Origin of the sequence: Thermoflavimicrobium dichotomicum (assembly GCF_900114055.1) — a bacterium.
Classification (GTDB): Bacteria; Bacillota; Bacilli; order Thermoactinomycetales; family Thermoactinomycetaceae; genus Thermoflavimicrobium; species Thermoflavimicrobium dichotomicum.
In genome coordinates this window covers 215,024-234,124 of the sequence record NZ_FORR01000003.1, presented here as the reverse complement: position 1 = coordinate 234,124, position 19,101 = coordinate 215,024, and the positions used below count along the sequence as shown (strand labels likewise).

General features: G+C 40.4%; 19 protein-coding genes. 2 read left to right on the top strand and 17 right to left on the bottom strand.

The features are described 5' to 3' along the window. The first annotated feature begins 86 nt into the window (after window positions 1-86). On the top strand, window positions 87-848 hold the full coding sequence (locus tag BMZ78_RS05550; RefSeq protein ID WP_175482312.1) for a sporulation protein: 762 nt from the start codon (window positions 87-89) through the stop codon (window positions 846-848). A 39-nt stretch (window positions 849-887) separates the two neighbouring features. On the opposite strand, the gene BMZ78_RS05545 is transcribed toward BMZ78_RS05550, so the two are convergent. Then, the gene (locus BMZ78_RS05545; RefSeq protein ID WP_093228646.1) at window positions 888-1,169 is read right to left on the bottom strand and encodes a hypothetical protein; all 282 of its coding nucleotides are present in this window, start codon (window positions 1,167-1,169) and stop codon (window positions 888-890) included. A gap of 336 nt (window positions 1,170-1,505) precedes the next feature. Here BMZ78_RS05545 and BMZ78_RS05540 point away from each other — a divergent pair, with 336 nt between their 5' ends. After that, a complete protein-coding gene (locus tag BMZ78_RS05540; RefSeq protein ID WP_093228645.1) occupies window positions 1,506-2,438 on the top strand; it encodes an undecaprenyl-diphosphate phosphatase in 933 nt (310 codons plus the stop codon). Window positions 2,439-2,842: 404 nt separating this feature from the next. Here the strand turns inward: BMZ78_RS05540 and BMZ78_RS05535 are convergent, their stop codons facing one another. The 16 genes from BMZ78_RS05535 to BMZ78_RS05460 form a co-directional block, all read right to left on the bottom strand. Continuing rightward, a complete protein-coding gene (locus BMZ78_RS05535) occupies window positions 2,843-3,100 on the bottom strand; it encodes a hypothetical protein (RefSeq protein ID WP_093228643.1) in 258 nt (85 codons plus the stop codon). A gap of 150 nt (window positions 3,101-3,250) precedes the next feature. Then, entirely contained in the window at window positions 3,251-5,044 is a 1,794-nt protein-coding gene (locus BMZ78_RS05530) for a peptidoglycan D,D-transpeptidase FtsI family protein (protein WP_093228641.1), read from the bottom strand. A 330-nt stretch (window positions 5,045-5,374) separates the two neighbouring features. After that, the gene (gene mltG / locus BMZ78_RS05525) at window positions 5,375-6,418 is read right to left on the bottom strand and encodes an endolytic transglycosylase MltG (protein WP_093228640.1); all 1,044 of its coding nucleotides are present in this window, start codon (window positions 6,416-6,418) and stop codon (window positions 5,375-5,377) included. A 443-nt stretch (window positions 6,419-6,861) separates the two neighbouring features. Continuing rightward, window positions 6,862-7,926, bottom strand: a complete 1,065-nt coding sequence (gene mltG / locus BMZ78_RS05520) for an endolytic transglycosylase MltG (RefSeq protein ID WP_093228638.1) — start codon at window positions 7,924-7,926, stop codon at window positions 6,862-6,864. A 276-nt stretch (window positions 7,927-8,202) separates the two neighbouring features. Then, on the bottom strand, window positions 8,203-8,496 hold the full coding sequence (locus tag BMZ78_RS05515) for a DUF1292 domain-containing protein (protein ID WP_175482311.1): 294 nt from the start codon (window positions 8,494-8,496) through the stop codon (window positions 8,203-8,205). A 13-nt stretch (window positions 8,497-8,509) separates the two neighbouring features. Continuing rightward, window positions 8,510-8,812, bottom strand: a complete 303-nt coding sequence (locus tag BMZ78_RS05510) for a DUF1292 domain-containing protein (RefSeq protein ID WP_175482310.1) — start codon at window positions 8,810-8,812, stop codon at window positions 8,510-8,512. Then, window positions 8,805-9,221 carry a Holliday junction resolvase RuvX gene (gene ruvX / locus BMZ78_RS05505; protein WP_093228708.1) on the bottom strand — a complete coding sequence of 139 codons (417 nt, stop codon included), beginning with the start codon at window positions 9,219-9,221 and terminating at the stop codon, window positions 8,805-8,807. The genes BMZ78_RS05510 and ruvX overlap by 8 nt, the downstream gene beginning before the upstream one ends. Window positions 9,222-9,244: 23 nt before the next feature. Further along, window positions 9,245-9,502: an IreB family regulatory phosphoprotein gene (locus tag BMZ78_RS05500; protein ID WP_093228631.1), complete on the bottom strand. Its 258-nt coding sequence runs from the start codon at window positions 9,500-9,502 to the stop codon at window positions 9,245-9,247. Between the two features lie 257 nt (window positions 9,503-9,759). After that, window positions 9,760-12,387, bottom strand: a complete 2,628-nt coding sequence (alaS, locus tag BMZ78_RS05495; protein ID WP_093228630.1) for an alanine--tRNA ligase — start codon at window positions 12,385-12,387, stop codon at window positions 9,760-9,762. Window positions 12,388-12,781: 394 nt separating this feature from the next. After that, the gene (locus tag BMZ78_RS05490; protein WP_093228629.1) at window positions 12,782-13,855 is read right to left on the bottom strand and encodes an AI-2E family transporter; all 1,074 of its coding nucleotides are present in this window, start codon (window positions 13,853-13,855) and stop codon (window positions 12,782-12,784) included. 114 nt (window positions 13,856-13,969) lie between these two features. Then, window positions 13,970-14,173 carry a hypothetical protein gene (locus tag BMZ78_RS05485; protein ID WP_093228627.1) on the bottom strand — a complete coding sequence of 68 codons (204 nt, stop codon included), beginning with the start codon at window positions 14,171-14,173 and terminating at the stop codon, window positions 13,970-13,972. A gap of 12 nt (window positions 14,174-14,185) precedes the next feature. Further along, complete coding sequence (locus BMZ78_RS05480; RefSeq protein WP_093228626.1) at window positions 14,186-14,386, bottom strand: hypothetical protein; 201 nt, start codon at window positions 14,384-14,386, stop codon at window positions 14,186-14,188. A 14-nt stretch (window positions 14,387-14,400) separates the two neighbouring features. Then, entirely contained in the window at window positions 14,401-14,904 is a 504-nt protein-coding gene (locus BMZ78_RS05475) for a PRC-barrel domain-containing protein (RefSeq protein ID WP_093228624.1), read from the bottom strand. 97 nt (window positions 14,905-15,001) lie between these two features. Beyond that, entirely contained in the window at window positions 15,002-17,257 is a 2,256-nt protein-coding gene (gene recD2 / locus BMZ78_RS05470) for an SF1B family DNA helicase RecD2 (protein WP_093228623.1), read from the bottom strand. 169 nt (window positions 17,258-17,426) lie between these two features. After that, complete coding sequence (locus tag BMZ78_RS05465; RefSeq protein WP_093228621.1) at window positions 17,427-17,912, bottom strand: hypothetical protein; 486 nt, start codon at window positions 17,910-17,912, stop codon at window positions 17,427-17,429. Between the two features lie 36 nt (window positions 17,913-17,948). After that, a complete protein-coding gene (locus BMZ78_RS05460) occupies window positions 17,949-19,091 on the bottom strand; it encodes a cysteine desulfurase family protein (protein ID WP_093228620.1) in 1,143 nt (380 codons plus the stop codon). Window positions 19,092-19,101 lie beyond the last annotated feature (10 nt).

The window sequence follows — 19,101 nt, the reverse complement described above, 5'->3', positions numbered from 1 at the left end:
AAATGAATCAAAATTTTTTCTTCATGTTTTTCTGTCTATGATATGATAAATTTGCGGTTATAAGCTATAGCAAGGAGGAATACGGAGTGTTTGAAACACTGTTAGCTTCGCTTGGTGTAGGTTCTGCAAAAATTGATCTCATTTTGGACAAACCTTATGTAACTGCAGGCGAAAAGGTAACGGGAAAGATCATCGTTAAAGGCGGAAGCACAGAGCAAACCATTGAAGGCTTATCTGTCAATTTTAAAATGGAATCTCATCAAGCAGCAAATTTGAACAAAATTACAGAAAAAATTGCTGCTATTTCGATCAGCGAAGAACCATTTACCGTTCAGCCTGATGAAATCAAAACATTCCCATTTCATTTTACTTGCCCAAATCATATCCCTTTCTCATCGATTAGTACCAAATACTTTTTTGACAGTGACTTGGAAATCTTACGTGGCATCGATTCACATGACCGCGATTATATAAAAGTATTGCCAACCGGCATGACTAAACTTTTCTTGGACGGGCTTGATCTTCTGGGATTCAAGCCAAAGTGGGAAGCCTTGACACCAGAACAAGGGCGCTGGGGTCAAATTATTCACTTCCAGCCTACGACTCATTTTGCTGGCAAATTTAATCAAGTAGCTTTTTACCTCCAGCCAGGCACCTCAGACCAAGAACTCGAATTTTACTATGATTTTATTATGAAAGTAACAGAAGATCATGGAGCGTTATTTGAATTGTTCCACCTCAATGAGAAAGAGGGAAAATATACCTTTACTGCCGATGAAATCAGCTCTCCAGAACAAGCCAAAATAAAAATCGAAGCACTGATCAAAAGCAGTTTACTCCATACATAATCAACAAAAACAGGGCAGAATCTTTCTGCCCATTTTTTATTAGAATTCACCTAAATCCTCAATCTCCCCTACATCGAGCAATTGCTTTTGTAAAAAAGATCTTAAGTCAAAATCCCAGTGCTGACTAATAAATTGCACCGCTTTATCCAATTCACGAATAATTTCCCGCCCTCCTCGAAAATAAATAATCCATCCAGGATTCTTTCCAACAAAAATCCGTTCCACTTCCAAAGGTTCTGTCGGATCTTTCGTCGAAAAAACGATGATCTGTCCTACACGCATCTGCATCAACTTTTGAATAATATCTTGCTCTTTCCCCATATAAAATGCTCCTTTGTTTAATACATGCCGTACAACTTATTTCCTTCTTATTGTATGTGTTTGTTCAATAAAACTCAACTTTTCCATATTTGGCTATAACAAAATAGCCTAAAATTTTTTGAGGCTGTAACAAACCAAGATGGATTTCAATAGAATCCGCGAAAGATAAAAAAGATCATTCTGAATTCCTATGGAACATTTATAATGGACACAAAAATTTTCCTGACGTCAATGTTCATAAAAATACTACTTTCGTTTTAAAGATCAAATGATACAATTAGTTCGTATAAAGGGGAAGCGGAAAAATATATGTAACGAATGGAGTGAGACTGATCCATGCAACTATGGGAAATTTTTGTGGCAGTTGTTTTAGGGATTGTTGAAGGTTTAACTGAATTTGCTCCTGTCTCCTCCACAGGGCATATGATTTTGGTTAAGAACATCTTTCTTAACTATCATGAACCAAAAGGAGAAGTCTTCCTTGTTGTGATCCAACTTGGATCGATGCTGGCGGTAACCGTTGTCTACTGGAGGCGTCTCCTGAGCCTGATTGGTATTGAAGTGGGTGAAAAAAATAGAGAGGAGCAAAGTCAAATTCAAGCTCACATGCACGCCCAGGCTGTCCCTAATCAAGATCTGATATTCCAACAGTCCCATACCACATTAAGTAGAAGAGAAAAACACAAAAAAAACAAGCTCTCGATCATCCACATTTTAATCGGAATGGCTCCAGCTGTGATTGTTGGATTACTTTTCTATGATGAAATCAAGAAATTCATGGGTACAACCAAATTTGTCATTTTAGCCATTGTCGCTGGTGGCATTCTGATGATTCTGGCTGAAAAATTCAAACCCGCTCCAAAAGCAAACTCATTAGATGAAGTAACTTACAAGCAAGCATTCATGGTAGGGCTTTTCCAGTGTTTGGCACTATGGTCAGGCTTCTCACGCTCAGGCTCCATGATTTCCGGAGGATTGATCGCTGGAATCAGTCACCGCACCGCAGCTGATTTTGCTTTCATTTTAGGTCTGCCAATGATGGTTGCAGCCAGTGGCAAAGACCTCTTGGAAAGCTGGCACATCCTTCATGCCAGTGACCTGCCTTTCTTTATTACTGGTTTTGTGACCGCTTTTATAGTCTCCATTATCTCGATCAAATTTTTCTTGGCGCTATTAAAGCGAATCAACTTGACTCCATTTGCTATCTATCGTTTCATCTTGGCAGGTGTTATTCTTCTGATCGCTTGGGCTTTTAATATTCCACTATAATTCACAACAAGAAAGGCTATTGACTTTTTGCATTAGTCAATAGCCTTTCTTGTGACTTCCCTGCTCGGGATCATCGACATCGTTTTTTTCAAAATTTTTACATATCATGAACCCCAAGATCATTGAGTCAATGTCAGATCATCCTGAACAAGAACTCGACACGAAAAACATAGACAAATGTCCATGTCGTCATGTTGTAACTCGATCAATACCGCATCCAGATAAAGATCATGCAAAATACCATTCATCAACAGACAACTGATCGTTCCTCTTACATGGACATTTTTGCCAATTGCATGAATGTTTTTTAATCTCTTTTTTGAAACTTAATCACTGGATCTGCGTTTTTCTATATAGATCTAGTCTTTTGAGCTGATTCAGCCTCCTCGATCAGGAGGCTCAGTTTAGCGAGAAAAAGGATACTGATTTGGCATGGATGTTGGTGGAATTTGGTTCTGTTTCAATTCTTGCTGCAAGTTCTCCAGCTCAAATTCAGCTTCCATACCAAATTCCTCAAAAATACGTTTACAGAGTTGGAGTTCGTATTCAACATCCACCATGTCATCTCGATTCTCGGACTTCATTAGTAGATTTGAATAATGAACCAATGCATCTTCAATCAAGTCCAGTTCAACCTTCGATAAATTCACCGTAATCTTCATCTTGTTTACTCCTTTAACTCTTACTTTCTTATTAATATCATAATCGCTGATTCAAAACAACTCAACCTTATTCAATTTGGTTTTTTACATCCATTTTCAAAAACCTTTTATTGAAAAATTTACATATAATGTTAATGAACAGCAAGTTTTTTATTTGTTTCTGTCGTTATTATTTTGTGATTCCAGTAGAAATATTTCATCCATCACCTTTTGAAAAATCTTTTTTGCCCTGGCATCATCTGAACTCTTGACTGAACGAATCATAACAGCAACGGAATACTTTGGATGGGAAAATGGTCCAAATCCGACCATCCATTTATGATACAGATTATTCTCGACTCCTACCTGTGCCGTACCCGTTTTACCAGCCACAGGCCATTTTGTCTTCATTAGTGCAGTAGCTGTTCCATCTTTGACAACCATGCGCATCATTTTCTGCATTTCCCTAATGGTACTGGCTTTGAGAAGCTGGCTATATGGCAAGTATTTGTTGGGAAATGAAACAAGCACTTGCCCATTTTGATCTCTCAGTTCAGTGACAATCCGTGGGCTTAGCGTTTTTCCCCGATGAAAAAGAGCCGTAATCAGATTTGCTGCTTGCAGAGGAGTTATTTTTACATCTCTTTGGCCAATTCCTGCCTGTACTACTGCACCTGCATCTTTTTTTAATTCCTCACTGGCAAATATGACCCCTGTTTGTTCTTGCGGTAACTGCCGAAATGATCCCTCTTTAAACAATTTTCCCGACCAGATAATCTCTTGCCCCAATCCAAGTCGGCGGGCATAAGCCTCTATTTTTTCTCCTCCCAATTTTTCTGCCACCTGTCCAAAAACGATATTACATGATTTTGCATACGCTTCAGCAAAAGTAATTTTGCCATGTCCCTGCTCTCGCTCATCCTTCAATTTATATTTCTCCAAATGCCCCTGGCAATGGAATACCGTATCAGGTCGAACGATTTCTTCTTCTAATGCTGCAATCGCTATGACTGTTTTGAAAATCGATCCAGGGGTCGCTTCCATGATGGCTCTGTTATCCCAAGGATTTTTATCCTGAACATTATTTTTCCCAGATGGACGACTACTCATTGCCAATACTTTTCCCGTTTGGATCTCTTGCACAACCACAGCTCCCTCGTCCACTTGCTCCTCAGCCAAAATCTGATCAATTTTAGCCTGGAGTTCTTTATCAAGTGTTGTCACAACGACATAAGGAGGATCTGTGCTCTTTTTTTCTTTTAATCGAACTTGCGCACCAATGAGTGCTTTTCCCCTTCCATCCGTTGTATAACGAAGCACTCTTTCTGCTTCACTATGCAAAAATGGTTCAAATGCTGCTTCCAAACCAGTAATGCCAATCCGGGACTCTAAAGTATATTTTCCACTTTGCATCTCTTCTTGATAACGTTTGGATGTTATTTGAGGGCTCTGACCAATACGTCCAATCACCTGCTGTGCAACCTTGTTTTCTGCCATCCGTTGGTCGGACTCAATAACAAAAATTCCTGGTATTCGTAACTCTTCAATCGCTGCTTTTTGAATTGAATTCAGTACCAACTCCTTTCGGTCAGGAGTAGTCAAAATAGTCGGTTTTGTCAAGCGGGTTAGTTCCCTCTGCAACAGCATAGGCGGATATTGAATGAATTTGGCCAGTTTCGTAAATTGATCCTCTTTTAACTTCATTTGTTGCTCAGACTGAGGAAAAACCAATAGGTGTAAATTCACTTCACCAACAAAATGTTGTCCCTTTCGATCCACGATGGCTCCACGGCCGCTGTCAATCAATATTTCTTTTTGATGAATTTCGTTAGCCTTTTGGATTAAATCCAGCTCCGTGGAGGAAAAAGCTCGGGTCGAAACCACTTGAATCATAAAAAGTCGTACAATAATTACGCTTAACCCAATAATAAGACTGGCTGTGATCCATTGTCCACGTCTACACATCCCCTATCACCCCACTTTAACTTCCAGCATAGACAGGAAGGTGCAGGGTTATACTAGAAATTGAGTCAAAAGTTTTTTCCGTTTCATCAATAATCAAACATTGTCAGTTGTAAGGTGGTTCAGCTTGTTGAAAGAGGTTCCTTTATGTGCCTGGTTTGCAAAATATAAAACAAAGGGATGGATTCCTTAAAGAGTGACTGTGACGGTACAGAAGTCGTCACAGAGAAAGGAACCCATCCCGAAGCACTGGAGAAACATATCCATATTTTCAAGGTAGCCTCAACCTATCAACCTTTGTCAGTTTTTATGTATGTAGTCAAACAATTCGTGTTACGAACTGCTTGCTCTTTTCTTTTGGTTTTGATTGCTCATCTGAATATAACGTCGGTGCTCAGCAAACGTAGATGAAAAGAAATGAAAACCACTGCCATCGCCTTTCACAACATAATAATAATATTGATGAACTTCCGGATTAACGGCTGCTTCCAAAGCTCTTTCACCAGGGCTAGCGATCGGCCCAGGAGGCAATCCTGTCTGAATATACGTATCATAATACCTGGCCAGCCCCTTTCTGAACTGACTCTCCATCTTTTGAGCAAAATTGCGACTGGCATCCAATTGTAATTTTTTGAAGTTGGGGTCATTCGGTTTATTCAGCCGATTGTAAATAACACCTGAGATCTTCTTGAATTCCTCTTTTCTTTTTGCTTCTCTTTCAACCAATGATGCAATGGTTACAACCTGCTCCAGAGTCAAAGGTTGACCATGTATACTTTTGCCTTTGATGCTTCCTTCATACTTTTTAATCTTCATATCAAATTGTTTTAACATCTCATCGACGATTTTCTCGGGTTTCTCTTTGGGATGGAAGAAATAAGTCGTAGGAAATAAATAACCTTCTAACCGAAAGTAACGCCTGGAGTCGTCCGAAATTTGTTTTTCAAATGCATATTTCGGCTGACGATTTTCCAAAGCCTTTAAAAACCCTTCACTATCTAAGCCTTTTTCTTTTAATTTGTTGGCAATATCCATGACATTACTTCCTTCGGCTATCGTAACCTTCACTCCTTCATCTTTTCCTTCAACCAGCTTTTTCAACACGTCATCCAAGGTTTCATTTGGCTTGATGCTATAGTCCCCAGCCTTTATGGAAATACCTTTTAACTTGATATAGTAGGCAAAAAACCAATCTTTGTTAATAATTTTATTTTGAACAAGAATTTCTCCCACTTTTTTCACTGAACTCTTTTCAGGAATGGTAATATAGATTTCTTCACTTCTATTTGGTGAATCAAGGGAATAGTCTATATAAAGATAGCCGATCGCAATCCAGGCTATCACCAGGATGATCGTATACGGAATTCGCCAGTTCATAGATGCCTCCTTTGCTTTTTTATCTCCTTCATATAACAAGGTTTTCTTTGTTAGAAAAATATAAACAGACAAATTTATATTAGCATACCTCACCTTTGCATTTAAAAGACAATTTTATATACATTTTAACCAATAATGCATTTTTCAAAATGAACACCATCAATCAATGGATAAAAAAACCTAACACTATTTTTTAGATGTAAGCTAAGCTTGTTGACAAGGTTTTCAACAGCACCTCAACACCTGCAGAAGGATGAAAAATATAAAGCGAAGGGATGGGTTCCTTAGGGAATGACTGTGAATATACAGAAGTCATCACGGAGGAAGGTACCCATCCCAAATCACAGGAGACACATATCCATATTTTGAGAATAACCTCAGCTTAAACACTATCCTTCCAGTGTTAAGCTGAGGCTTGTTGCCAAAGTTTCCGTTTCAAATCGTTAACTATTACTGAGTTGTTTTGCATTTTTTTTGCTTATCTCAATATATTTATTATGCTCTGCTAACGTTTTCGAAAAGTAATGCATATTGCTCCCATCATATCGAGCCGTATAATAATAGTAATCATTTTTCTCCGGATTAATCGCAGCCTCAACGGCATGCTCTCCCGGATTACCAATGGGGCCAGGTGGCAATCCTTTATTCAAATACGTATTATATGGGCTAAGTAACCGCTTGTTCATATCTGTGACCCTTGTGTATTTTCCGCCTTCCATCATGTTCGCAAATACACTGCATGCATCAAAGCCTATTTTCGGGAATAATTGCGGAGCATTTAGACGATTGTAAACAACTCCTGCAATTCTCTTAAACTCACTTTCTACTCTTCCTTCATTTTGAATAATGGATGCAATGATCAATACATCATCAATTGTCATCGACTTATTCTTAATTAAACTCTTTCCTTTCATCTGACTTTCATATTTTTTTATCATCTTGTCGGATTGTGCCAAAATCTCATCCAAAATAACATTCGGGTCTTCACCTTTCTTAAAATAATAAGTACTAGGAAAGAGATAACCCTCTAAACGATAATAGCGTTGTGGATTATTTGGTATCTGCTTTTCAAAGTCATACTTGGGTTGCCGATTCTTTAACGCCTTTAAAAATCCGTTTCCATCAAATCCTTTTCTTGTCAATTCGCTTGAAATCTCTAAGACATTGGCTCCTTCCTTGATTGTAACTTTAATCCCTTCCTGTTTACCTTCAGCGAATTTTCTTAACATATCATCAAGATTTTCATTTGGCTCTATTTTATAGATCCCTGCCTGTAGCTTGGTCTTCCCTGTCAACCTTACATATAAGCGAAAAAACCAATCCTGATTGATTAGTTTGTGTTTTTTCAATAGCTGAGCAATTTCTTGTACCGAAGATTTCGGCTCAATTTTCAGATAGATCGTGTCACTTCTTCGAGGAGAATCCAAAGAATAATCTACATACAGATATCCAAGTGCTACCCATGCAATCACTAATAAGATTGAATAGATTACGCGCCAATTTTTCATTAAATACTCCTTTCCCTGCAACTGCTAAACCTTTTTCTATGTTAACACAACTTCTTTAAAAAAATAATGTACTTCGATCTTTGTTAATAAAATAGTGACAAATAAAACTAATGGATAGAAAATTTTATCATTTTACCTTTATATGTATATATATAAATGTAAAATATTTCTTTCGATATGCACAAAAAAAACGAGGAATTCTCTTCGATTTACATAAAAAATCGATAAAGAGCTTCCTCGTTATATTCCATGATCCTGAAAGAAGTCCTTCTTTTTCTAACTCATACTTCCCTCATTCCGATCGTAGAGTAAATTATCGACTGCCTCTGCTACATTTTCCCATTCCGTCTCATCTTCAATTTCAACCGGTTGTTGCTGATCAATCCGAAATAGATAAGCATCATCGGGATGATCCTCTCTCTTTTGCAAGACCGCATAATGCTGACCATCCACTTCTACTTCATGTAAAATTTGGTATTCATTCTGCCCATGCAAAAAAGGATTTCCCTGTCCAATTTGATCACGCAAGATATAAACTTCTCTGGCTTGACTCTCAGCTCGTGGTTTCATTTCCATCACCGAATTAAACGAGATCTTCTTCCACAAGGGTATTCAATGTTTCCTCAACGAGATCCCATTCCTCATCGCTCTCGATTTCTTCTAAAGTGATCTCATCCCCATCTTCATAGTAACGGTAAGCGAAAACATCTTGTTCTCCTTCTTCATTTTCAGCATCCTCGTGAGTTAGAAGCACATACTTTTTGCCTGTTTCCTCAAGATCAAAGTAACCCAATACCTGAAACTTTTCTTTCTCTCCATCCTCTGTGTCCAAAACGATGTATTCTACCAATTCTTTGTCTTGTTTTTGTCCATTGATTTCAGACATGCATACGACCTCCCTGAGCATCAAGATATCCCTGTAAAATCCAAGACGCCGCCATTTGATCAATGACTTTTTTTCGCTTTTTCCGACTGACATCCGCTTCAATCAGGGTACGTTCGACAGCGGCAGTTGATAGACGTTCATCCCACAAATGAACGGGTAAATGGTAACGATTTTGCAAAACCTCAGCCATTTGTTTACAAGCTTCACCACGTGGCCCAATACTTCCATCCATATTCCGCGGAAGCCCGATCACAATGGCTTTAATTTGGTATTGATGAACTAATTCATCCAGTTGGTCAAGCCAACTGGATGAATCATCCCGATGAATGACTGCTATTCCTTGTGCTGTCCAGCCTAATTCATCACTTACGGCAACACCTACCCGTCTTTCGCCCAAATCCAGGCCCATCACTCTTTTACTGGTGGTCAAGCTCAATCTTCTGAGTTCCTTTCTAGATAGAATTTCACTAATTCCTCAATTAATTCATCTCGCTCCAGTTTTCGAATCAGTGTTCTCGCATTATTATGACGTGGAATATAGGCTGGATCTCCCGAAATCAAATATCCGACAATCTGGTTAATCGGGTTGTACCCCTTTTCTTTCAACGCTCCATACACATGAATCAATACTTCACGCGGGCTTGACTCCTTCTCACCATGAAAATTGAACTGCATGGTTTTATCATCCATGGATTACTCATCTCCTCTCCTCATGGACGACAATTTTATGGTGAAATCGAAAAAAACAAATGACATGGGATAAGGTTGTTTGCTTTGTACGGGAATCCAAAAAGAAAATATAACTGGATGGATAAATGCAAGATTTGGTGATAAATTGGCTCAATGACCCCTCCATCAAGAATATGATTACTGCTAAACCAGCACTTGAGAAAGGGACCATTGAGCACGTTTGAAATAATTAACCTCTTGTTTTTGAGATCCCTACACTATTTCGCTTGTTTTTGAACCCATTCTTCTACTAATTGCAACGCTTGTGGCAAGCGGTCTGGCTGTTTTCCACCCGCTTGAGCCAAATCAGGGCGTCCACCGCCTCCGCCTCCACATTGTGTGGCAACTTCTTTAATTAATTTACCCGCATGGAATCCTTCTGCAACATATTTTGGCGAAACAGCTGCAACTAAATGCACTTTTTCTTCTGCTACTGCCCCGAGTACGATAATTCCTTCTTTTATTTTTTGTCGCAGATCATCCAATACCTTTCGTAAGCTATTCATATCACTTGCTTCTACTTGAGCAACCAATACAGGTACCCCAGCTACTTCTTTGACTTGATTTTGTAATTGAGAGGCAGCGGCCTGACTCATTTTTGCCTTGAGCGATTCATTTTCCCGCGCCAACTCCTTACATCTATTTTGCAACTGTTCAATCCGGTCTAATAAATCATGTGGCGAAGATTTGAGTAAATGAGCTACCTGGTTTAGGATTCCAACCTGTTCCTCCAAATATTCAAAAGCACGTTTTCCTGTTACTGCTTCAATTCGTCGGGTTCCCGAACCAATTCCTGATTCACTTACAATCTTGAAAAGCCCGATTTCGCCAGTATTTCTTACATGGGTGCCACCACAAAGCTCCAGACTATAATCTCCCACACGAACAACGCGTACCACTGAACCGTACTTTTCTCCAAACAAGGCCATGGCTCCCATTGCTTTGGCTTCTTCTAACGGTTTGATCATGGTCTCTACCTGGATATTTTTCCAGATCTGTTCATTGACCCGTCTTTCTACTTCAGATATTTCTTCTTGGCTCATGGCATGGATATGCGTAAAGTCAAAACGCAAACGATCAGGTGCAACCAGCGAACCAGCCTGATTTACATGTAATCCCAATACTTCTTTTAAAGCCTTGTGCAATAAATGTGTCGCTGTATGATTTTTTACAATTTGTGAACGCAAGTGCGAATCAATTGTAGCTGTTACTTTCTCTCCTTGACGAATAACTCCTTTTTCAACTACAACATGATGTACATGTTCTCCACGTGGGCCTTTTTGTACATCCTCTACGCGCAATTCTGCCTCACTTGTACGAATCCATCCTTTATCTGCTACCTGTCCACCACTCTCAGCATAAAATGGTGTCTCTTTTAAGATGACCAATCCTTTTTTACCTGCTCCCAATAAATCAACCAATTGATCTTCATAAATAATGGCACTGATTTCCGTCACGCTTTCCCATTCATGATAACCAATAAACTTCGACTCTACTTCCAGATCAGCCAAAGCTCCGCCTTGCACCTTCATGCTATCCACTTCTTGTCTGGCTGCCCGAGCACGTTCGCGCTGCAACTCCATTTCCTTTTCAAATCCGGCATGATCTACCTTAAAACCACGTTCACCTGCCACATCTTCGGTTAAATCGATGGGGAAACCATAGGTATCATACAATTTAAATGCTTCCTCACCGGTAATGGTATTCCGACCTGCTTTCTTGGCCTCGTCCATCATTTCTTCCAAAATTCGCAAGCCATCAGCCAATGTTTCCAGGAAACGCTCTTCTTCTCCACGAATCACTTTTTCAATAAAGTCCTTTTTCTCTGCAGGTTCTGGATAGTGATCCACCATAATTTCAGCTACTACGCCTGTCAATTCATAAAGGAATGGCTCATTCATTCCCAATTTTTGTCCATAGCGAACGGCTCTCCGTAACAACCGGCGCAACACATACCCACGGCCATCATTGGAAGGAAGAACTCCATCTCCGATGGCAAAAACCAATGTACGAATATGATCGGCAATTACTTTTAGAGCAATATCCGTTTCACGATCTTCACCATACTTAACTCCTATTCGAGCACATGTTGCCTGAATAATGGGTTGGAACAAGTCCGTGTCATAGTTAGTGGGAACATCTTGCATCACCGAAGCCATCCGTTCCAATCCCATACCTGTATCTATATTTTTATTTGGCAGTGGGGTATAGGTGCCATCTGGATTATGGTTAAACTGGGAAAACACCAGATTCCAAATTTCAAGGAAACGTTCATTTTCTCCACCTGGATAACATTCTGGATCATCCAGGCTTCCAAATGCTTCTCCCCGATCAAAGAAAATCTCACTATTGGGTCCACTTGGCCCTTCGCCGATATCCCAAAAGTTATCTTCCAGCTTGACAATACGTTCCTCAGGAAGCCCGATTTTTTCACGCCAAATTTGGTAGGCTTCATCATCTTTGGGATGGATGGTTACATGCAGACGGTTTGGATCTAACCCCAGCCATTTCGGGCTCGTTAAAAATTCCCATGCCCAAGTGATGGCATCTTCTTTAAAATAGTCACCGATTGAGAAGTTTCCCAGCATTTCGAAGAAAGTATGATGTCTGGCTGTGTAACCAACATTTTCAATGTCATTGGTACGAATCGCTTTTTGGGCATTCACAATCCGTGGATTTTCTGGAGTCAATCGTCCATCAAAATACTTTTTTAATGTGGCAACTCCACTATTAATCCATAAAAGACTGGGATCATCGACAGGAACAAGTGAAGCACTTGGTTCGATTTTATGTCCTTTTTCCGCAAAAAACTCGAGGTATTTTCGACGAATCTCAGCTGCTTTCATATATATCCTCCTTTAATGATCGAATACAATGAATTCAAGTAGAAACTCCCCCAAATAAAAAAACCTTCATCACCCCTTTAAATACAGGGACGAGAAGGCTTTCCCGCGGTACCACCCTTATTATCATACGAATCGCATCGTATGATCACTTCATTTCGATAACGACGAAAAATCGCCGGCAGGGATTAGCTGCACTCCGGAACTGGCCGCATCACATTCTTACCGAGAAAACCTTCCAGCCTAAGGGTTTTCCTCTCTGACGGCGATCTGTGACACTCAGGTTCCATCACCATGTTTTCGATATACGATTTCGACTTTGACCATATTTATATGTACAATATTATACACTTTTTTTGGAAAAAACCATAGGCCAACACGAAAATTTTTAAGACTGCTAAATCCGGTGTTGAATATAGTAAGACACAATGTGCTCAAATATCACTTTCCCCACTGCAAAAATCGGAACAGCCAATATTAACCCAACAGCTCCACCCATTTCTCCTCCTACCAGTAAAGCCAGAATAATAAATAAAGGATGCATATGCAAGGTACGTCCTACAATCTGTGGAGATAATATATTTCCCTCCAAGACTTGTACAATTAAATTGACCACAATCACACCCATAACCATCTCTTTTTCCTCTGAAATCGCTACTAAAACAGCAGGAATGGCACCAATGAACGGACCCAGATAAGGGATAATGTTAAACACACTGACTACCAAGGCCAATATTAAAGCATAAGGCAGTCCAATGATCAAATAACCAATATACGCAAGCAAACCGACAGCCAGGCAAACAATGAATTGCCCTCGCACATAACTTCCCAATGCCTGATCCATATCTTTTAGTAGCCGGACGATCTGCCGCCGCTTATCTCTAGGTAAAATCGCAATCAATGATCGCTCTAAATCCCGTGCATCTTTCATCATATAAAAAGCAAGAAAAGGGATAATCAAAGCCAGGAAAAATTGATTGATGGTATTCCCCACTCCACTCATCATATTGCCAATACCATCACTGATACTCTGTTCAATCCGCTTTAACGCTCTTTCCACTCCCATTTGAATACTTTGTGGCAACATGTCTTTACCATGATGGTTGTATTCATCTACCAGGCTCTCAATTCGCCTGTTCCATTCAGGTAAATGTTCAGCTAATTCATTGAGCTGCTTTTCAATCATCGGAAATAAATTCATGACCAATATAACAAAAGAAGAAACAAATAAGGTATAAATAATTAGCACAGCGAGCGAACGCGGAACCATTCGCTGACTGAGTACATTGACAATCGGATTTAGAAGATAAGAAATGATCATCGCAATTAAAAAAGGACCAATTACTGCCTTTATAAAGTATCCAATTGCTTTAAATAGTGATCCCATATGCGATAACAAAAAAAGAATCGCCAAAAAGATGAGAATCAGTAAAGAAATCGTTAACAAACGCGATTCTGTCCATTTCTTCATGGGGTCACCTCCAAGTAAAACACCGCTTCTTACTGCTTATCCATAAGATACGGAAAATCCCAGTTTTTTATGACCACAAAAAACCTCCGGAGATATTCTCCAGAGGTTCTTGCATTATACCAAGCGCAGGCGTCGCATGATCTTTTTTCTCCAAAGATTCGTCAATGCTCTTCCAAAAACAATATCCAATTTCATGCGTTTGATCCATGACCAACTGCGTCTGAACAAGGGTTTCATTCTACGCGTCTTTATGAAGGGGAAAACAAGTGCAACTACACTCAACAAAATAAGGATAACAGATGAAATTCTGCGATTCATGCTTCCCCTCCTTTAAGCTAAATATTCTTGAGATGAATCATCCAAAAACAAATCATTTAGCGAAGTGAGGCTGCCATCTTCTTCGACCTGAAAAACTGAACAGATTCGATCATTTTCCGTTGTCATTTCAATAAAACAATGCCAACAATAATGCTGATTGGTTCCTACTCTTCCCAAGTCGTGAGAATGGCAGTTGGGACAGCGAAGCAACATCGTTCTTCCACCCTTTATTTCTTATCTTTTAACTGAATCTGGTCAACTGGGGCAATTAACACATCTTCACCCCAGACAAGTGGTGAGTTGGACTTTAACATTTTTCGTCCATCTTTCAGATCATTCATCCAGCCATCAGAAAGCTCGTACCCTACCAGCGTTCCCACTTCTTCCATAAAATAGACATTTTCTAACCGCCCAATTTCACATCCATTGGACAAAATAACGGGTAAACCTCTTAATTTCTTTTGCCCGGATAACACCCCTGTCCAACTTTTGGTGGAAGAATCCAATGGTTGCAAGGCATCTTCGCTGTGAACCAAAACGGCATCTTTCCCGATCGAATAAACTTCTTTGATGGGTAACCACCGTCTTTTTCTTAACCAACCGCCATTCTCAATCAATAATCCGCACAGTTTTTGTGTCTCATCAAAGAGAAGATCCGTCACTGTCCCCATTTTTTTCCCTGTTTTTAGATGAATCACAGAAAGACCCATCACTTCTTGAGAGTTAAGCAAAAGGAATCAGCCTCCTTTCGCTACTCTTAGTATGGATTGCGTTCAAGGAGGCATACAGGGAACTGTTTTCCATTCTGTTTACAGCAATTGATTTCTTTCACCACTCTTCTTCAATCAGGCTCTTTAACCGACTATTGCGATCCTCACCGCGTTGTCGCTTGATTCCTTGAGTAAATGCCTCTTTTTCACCACACAATATGAGGTATGACTTGCTTCGCGTAATCCCAGTGTAGATTAGATTCCGTTCTAACATCCGCCGATACGCTTGGAGAATGGGAAAGATCACAATCGGGAATTCGGATCCCTGGGCTTTATGAACAGAACACGCATAAGCCAAAGTGATTTGATTTAGCTGAGTTCGCTTATAGGGCACCTCCAATTGTTGATCATATAAGACCCATAATACAGGCTGATCGGGCCCAGCTTGCTCATCAATGGCAGAGATGATCCCCATATCCCCGTTATATACAGGGTGTTCTGGATGATTCACCAATTGTAATACTTTATCCCCAAGCCGAAACAGGGAATCTCCCCATTTGATCTCCTTTTTCTGTGGATCCGGTGGATTGATGGCTTGCTGTATTTCCTGATTAATCCGGTCTACACCGACAGGTCCCTTATAAATAGGAGCTAACACTTGTACATCAAACAAAGTATAACCGCGTCGAATCGCACTCATGTATGTTTGCAATATCACATGGAGTGCCTGATCTCGCCGACAGGGAAAAAAACGTCGATCCGGATATTTTTCCAATAAATCATCAGGAGCTTCCCCATTTTTTACTGCATGAGCCAGACGAATAATGGAAGAACCCTCTGCCTGGCGAAAAATCTCAGTAAGCTCTACTCGTGGAATTTCTTTGACTTGTAACAAATGATACAATACTTTCCCTGGACCGACTGATGGAAGCTGATCCTGATCTCCCACCAAAATGACTTGCATCCCTTTCGGAATGGCACGAAATAATTGATTGGCCAGCCAAATATCCAGCATGGAGACCTCGTCCACAATCAATAATGAGCCGCTGATCGGATTCATCGCATCATGTTCAAAAAAATCACCTTTCCAGCCCAGTAAACGGTGAATCGTCATGGCTGGTAACCCAGTCGCCTCAGACATTCGTTTCGCCGCCCGTCCGGTTGGTGCCACCAATCGAATGGGAAACGGCCGATCTGTCCCTTCATAGTCTTGTGGATCGATCGAGCACTCGAACAGGCGAGCATACATTTGACAAATTCCTTTGATAACAGTGGTTTTTCCTGTCCCTGGTCCACCTGTCAATATCATGAGAGGAGATGAAAGAGCCGTGATCATGGCTTCACGCTGTCGATCCGCATAACTTACATTCCATTCCTCTTCGATTTCACCAATTACCCGATACAGTTCTGCCATAGGGAAAGTATGTTCTAATTCTTGGGACAACAAATCCTTCACACGATGAGCCATTCCGACTTCTGCATAAAACAGGGAGGGTAAATAATAACGATCTTCTTCAGCATAAATCCGCTCATCCTGAACCAGCTGGCCAAGAGTCTCTTGCTGAATCTTATCAGAAAAAATCCCTTCCCCTAACAGTTCATCCACTCTTGCCATCAATTGATCTTTTGTTAAAAATACATGCCCTTCTGACTGTGAAGCTTCTTTTAGCACATACAAAATAGCTGCACGCAATCGCTCGGGTGCATCTTCTGCCATCCCTTGTTGCTGCGCCAGTTCATCAGCACGCCGAAAGCCAATACCCTCCACATCATCAATGAGCCGATACGGATTCTCTTTAATCATCGAAATGGTATGATGTTTATACAATTGTACAATTTTTAAAGCCATGGCAGGCCCCAATCCTAACTGATAAAGAAAAACCATCGCTTGTTCCAAAGCATGATGCTCATTTAAACTATCCGCTATTTCTTGTGCACGATTCTTTGAAATCCCTTTGATTTCTGTTAATACATCCGGATTGGCTGCGATTTTGTCCAATGCCTCCATACCTAAATGATCCACAATTCGCTTGGCGATCTTTTTTCCGATGCCAGGAAATAAATCACTGGACAAATATTTTACAATCGCTTCCTCGGTTTGCGGCATCTCCTTTTTGATGCGCTGTATATGAAACTGTAAACCAAACCGGGGATGTTTCCGCAATTCACCGTAACAGGTATATATTTCTTCTTCCAAATGAGGACGCAAGAGATGACCTACCACGATCATTTCTTCATCATCCAGAGATAAAGATGTTTCATGGACTTTCAGTAAATAGACACCATAGCCATTTTCTTCATTGTAGAAAATTTCCTGAATAAAAGAACCCTTGATATAACTTTCAGAAAATAGTTCCAGTTGTTCTTGGGTCATTTACTTACACATCCTCTTAAAAAATGACCTCAAAGAAGAGGTCATTTCCAGGTTGTTGACAATGTACTTTTTATTTCAAATTCATGCTTTTTCATCAGCTGGGGCTCTCCCAGCCCCTGAAGTACATCTGTCAACAGTCTCAAAATGACCTCACGAAAGAGGTCGTTTGCTATCTATTTATTTCCTCTTTTGCTCGCATTTTTTTCATTTCAACTGCACATTCTGTTGAACAAAATCCCTGTAGTGCCTGACCCGAATGCTCAATCGCTTCTGGGTCATATTCATATTCACAATACAAGCATTTTTTGGTTTGACGTACTTGTGCCAGTCCTTCTTCCAATTGTTTCATCTTCTCTGGATCCAATTGAAGAAAGTCAGCAATAAATTGCTTGATTTCCTCAAGGCTGTGAAAATACTCAGGGTCTTTTGTCGCATATTCATTCGGATTCCACCAGACCCAGCGTCCGTCTGATAAATGACAGATATAATAATCATCCACAACCAGTTCAGATACCTCTTCCAACTGTTCATAAGTACGAAATCCTATTTCTACTGCCAAGTTGTCCAATAGCGCTTCATCTATCTCTTCGAGCATCGACTTCCAGTTAATGCTATCTACCTCTTTTTCCCAGTCTTCCATTTTATTGAGATTCAATGTATCTCTTCCTTTCTCTTTATAAACTTGCTCTCCCTAGGAAGTCGTCAGTCTACGGATGATTTTCGCTGTTTTCTCGGCTGCCTGTTCCATTTCCAACTCGGTATTCCCTTTGCCAAAGCTAAAACGAACAGCCGAACGGGTTCTTTCCTCAGGTAACCGCATGGCCTTTAACACATGCGATACGGTTAATGTACCTGAAGTACATGCAGAACTGCTAGAACAAGCAATTCCTTCCAAATCAAAATTAATGAGCAGTGTTTCTGTTTCCATCCCCGGAAAGCTGATATTGCAAATATGCGGCAACGTTAGATCCGGGTGACCATTTACTACAAACGATACACCTTGAGCTGTCAGTTCATCCAAAAAGCGCTTTCGCAGATGCCACATATGCTCACGATGCTGTGTTCGTTCTGCTTTGGCAATTTCTGCTGCTTTTCCAAAACCAACGATCCCAGGGACGTTTTCTGTACCAGGTCTGCGCCGCTTTTCTTGGGCTCCTCCAAAGACTCTTGGTAACAGGTGAACGTTTTTGGAAAAATATAATGCTCCTACACCTTTGGGGCCATTAATTTTATGTGCTGACACTGTCATTAAATCGACAGGTAACTGCTCTACATTGATCTCTTCCATACCAAAAGCCTGTACAGCATCGGTATGAAACAGCACACCTTTTGATCGAGCGATTTCTCCGATCTCCTGAATCGGTTGAATCGTGCCCACTTCATTATTTCCATACATAATCGAAATGAGCGAAGTTTGCGGAGTAATCGCCTGTTGCAAGTCAGCCAAACGAATCATTCCTTGTGAGTCTACAGGTAAATAGGTAACTTGAAACCCTTCTCTTTCCAGATATTTACATGCATCCAAAACTGCATGATGCTCAATCTGCGATGTAATCACATGGTTTTTACCTTGTTCCTTATACCAGGCAGCTACTCCGATAATCGCCAGATTATCCGCTTCTGTACCCCCGCTGGTAAACACAATTCGACTCGGATCCGCTTGCAAGGCATCTGCTACTTGCATTCGTGCACGATCTATCGCCTGACGAACTTCTCGACCAAATCGATGAATACTCGAAGGATTTCCAAAGAAGTCCGTCAAGTACGGGAGCATGACTTCCCGAACTCTGGGATCAAGCGGTGTGGTTGCTGCATGATCGAGATAAATAGCCATATTATTCACC

Bases quoted from the DNA above. Each gene is read 5' to 3' on its own strand.
- BMZ78_RS05545 (WP_093228646.1), bottom strand. From the start codon at position 1,169: ATGGGGAAAGAGCAAGATATTATTCAAAAGTTGATGCAGATGCGTGTA.
- BMZ78_RS05540 (WP_093228645.1), top strand. From the start codon at position 1,506: ATGCAACTATGGGAAATTTTTGTGGCAGTTGTTTTAGGGATTGTTGAA.
- BMZ78_RS05535 (WP_093228643.1), bottom strand. From the start codon at position 3,100: ATGAAGATTACGGTGAATTTATCGAAGGTTGAACTGGACTTGATTGAA.
- BMZ78_RS05530 (WP_093228641.1), bottom strand. From the start codon at position 5,044: ATGTGTAGACGTGGACAATGGATCACAGCCAGTCTTATTATTGGGTTA.
- mltG (WP_093228640.1), bottom strand. From the start codon at position 6,418: ATGAACTGGCGAATTCCGTATACGATCATCCTGGTGATAGCCTGGATT.
- mltG (WP_093228638.1), bottom strand. From the start codon at position 7,926: ATGAAAAATTGGCGCGTAATCTATTCAATCTTATTAGTGATTGCATGG.
- BMZ78_RS05515 (WP_175482311.1), bottom strand. From the start codon at position 8,496: ATGAAACCACGAGCTGAGAGTCAAGCCAGAGAAGTTTATATCTTGCGT.
- BMZ78_RS05510 (WP_175482310.1), bottom strand. From the start codon at position 8,812: ATGTCTGAAATCAATGGACAAAAACAAGACAAAGAATTGGTAGAATAC.
- ruvX (WP_093228708.1), bottom strand. From the start codon at position 9,221: ATGGGCCTGGATTTGGGCGAAAGACGGGTAGGTGTTGCCGTAAGTGAT.
- BMZ78_RS05500 (WP_093228631.1), bottom strand. From the start codon at position 9,502: ATGGATGATAAAACCATGCAGTTCAATTTTCATGGTGAGAAGGAGTCA.
- alaS (WP_093228630.1), bottom strand. From the start codon at position 12,387: ATGAAAGCAGCTGAGATTCGTCGAAAATACCTCGAGTTTTTTGCGGAA.
- BMZ78_RS05490 (WP_093228629.1), bottom strand. From the start codon at position 13,855: ATGAAGAAATGGACAGAATCGCGTTTGTTAACGATTTCTTTACTGATT.
- BMZ78_RS05485 (WP_093228627.1), bottom strand. From the start codon at position 14,173: ATGAATCGCAGAATTTCATCTGTTATCCTTATTTTGTTGAGTGTAGTT.
- BMZ78_RS05480 (WP_093228626.1), bottom strand. From the start codon at position 14,386: ATGTTGCTTCGCTGTCCCAACTGCCATTCTCACGACTTGGGAAGAGTA.
- recD2 (WP_093228623.1), bottom strand. From the start codon at position 17,257: ATGACCCAAGAACAACTGGAACTATTTTCTGAAAGTTATATCAAGGGT.
- BMZ78_RS05460 (WP_093228620.1), bottom strand. From the start codon at position 19,091: ATGGCTATTTATCTCGATCATGCAGCAACCACACCGCTTGATCCCAGA.